Here is a 1,854-nt window from a genome sequence, read left to right as displayed (position 1 = left end):
GAAGGACAGCCTGGATGTTTGGCAAGACACCTCCTTGTGCGATGGTTACACCAGAAAGAAGTTTGTTCAATTCCTCGTCGTTTCTGATTGCCAACTGGAGATGGCGTGGGATGATCCTCGACTTCTTGTTGTCTCTTGCTGCATTGCCAGCCAACTCGAGAATCTCAGCTGAGAGATACTCCAACACGGCGGCGAGGTAGACCGGTGCCCCAGAGCCAACTCTTTCAGCATAGTTGCCTTTCCTCAACAGCCTGTGAATACGTCCCACAGGGAACTGAAGTCCAGCTCTTGATGTCCTTGATCGGGCCTTAGCCTTTGCCTTTCCACCTTTACCACGTCCAGACATGTTTGCTTCTTTGAAAAGTTGTGCTCACAAAACGAAATTGTCAACTGCGACAGCTGTTGAAAGTGCATTGAATGATTTGGCGCTCATGCAGCATCAAATTAAACATCGAGGCCTGGATCGAAATTGACCAATTGCGCATCAGCTTTGCTTCTTTGCGAACAGAATCTAGGCACGTGTCAGAAAAGAATCCCCATTCATAATTCATAGATAAGGAAGCGCGCCATTCAAAACATTGCCATTCAATTCGTTCTCAAGTTCACAAGCTCAAGTTCTCAAATCAAACGGAAAGAAAACATGTCTGACGCACCAGCGAAAGGTGGAAAACAAGCTCCAAAGGTTGCCAAGAAGGGCGAGAAGAAGGCCGGTGTTGGAAAGAAGGGTGCAAAGGCTGCTGGAGAGAAAAAGAGGAGGAAGAAGCGCAAGGAGAGCTACTCAATTTACATCTACAAAGTCTTGAAACAGGTCCATCCCGACACTGGAGTCTCAAGCAAGGCGATGAACATCATGAACTCTTTCGTCAATGACATCTTTGAAAGAATTGCCCAAGAAGCATCGCGCCTCGCACACTACAATAAGAAAGCAACAATCACGTCGAGGGAAATCCAGACTGCAGTCAGGCTTCTCTTGCCCGGTGAACTTGCCAAGCACGCAGTCAGCGAAGGAACCAAGGCAGTCACGAAGTACACGAGCAGCAAGTAAACAGTTGCCCTGCCCTGGGTGAAGAAAGAGTTGCCCTGGGTGAAGAAAGAGTTGCCCTGGGTGGCACTCGAAATTAAACAGCTTTTTTAAAAGCTACCAATGTCGCCAATAAAAAAGATGACATTTGATTTTCAACGAGTCACACGCACACACTTTTATAATTTACAATTAACATCATATCCCCGCCGGCTATTAAGAAATTGGATTTCCTTTCACAGTTTATTAATAATGTGCATGGCTAGGCCTATTCTTTCTCGAAATATATTACAAAATAAAGCCACAGCGATTTTATATTTATTTCTCATTATAAGTGAAGGGGAGTCAACTGGTCAACGGTCGTGACATTTCATTGTCTCCTTTCAAATAAATCTTCTGCTTCACAGACAATAAACAAACGCCCGCCAATTTTCAAACGGCCTTCTATTTCCAAAATCAACCATGCTCAACTCAACACCACCTCTCTTTTACAAGAGGGTGCCTGTTACGAAATGGCTGCAAGCCTAACCCCGACACAAGTGACAAGGCAGGCATCTTGCGGAGAGATTCAAGCTCGACTTAATATAATATCTGTGCATGGAAATATCGAATTGTTACCAATTTCGGAAGTGAGCATTACACTAAAAATTCATTATCATGGCTACAGTAGAAACCCACATAAAATAACCTACTTTCTTAAGAACCATGGAGGCTGAAAATTGTGTACACATTTTTTGAAAATTTTACTCAAGTAAATTCTGAGTGAAAAACTTAGGCAATGCAACAACCATGCCATTTTTATAGGTTTCGAGTAAATATACACTCCTTTGTGC

2 protein-coding genes are annotated in these 1,854 nt (G+C 43.6%); one reads left to right on the top strand and one right to left on the bottom strand.

Translation table 11 applies throughout. From position 1 onward, the window contains the following. On the bottom strand, positions 1-346 hold a 346-nt coding region (locus ACN0IC_RS15200; RefSeq protein ID WP_416879599.1), incomplete at its 3' end, for a histone H2A. 294 nt (positions 347-640) lie between these two features. On the opposite strand from ACN0IC_RS15200, the gene ACN0IC_RS15195 reads away from it, so the two are divergent. After that, positions 641-1,045, top strand: a complete 405-nt coding sequence (locus tag ACN0IC_RS15195; RefSeq protein ID WP_416879598.1) for a histone H2B family protein — start codon at positions 641-643, stop codon at positions 1,043-1,045. The last annotated feature ends 809 nt before the right edge of the window (positions 1,046-1,854 follow it).

Source organism: Litorimonas sp. (assembly GCA_029936425.1).
Lineage (GTDB): Bacteria > Pseudomonadota > Alphaproteobacteria > Caulobacterales > Maricaulaceae > Litorimonas.
This window is presented reverse-complemented; position numbering and strand designations above follow the sequence as displayed.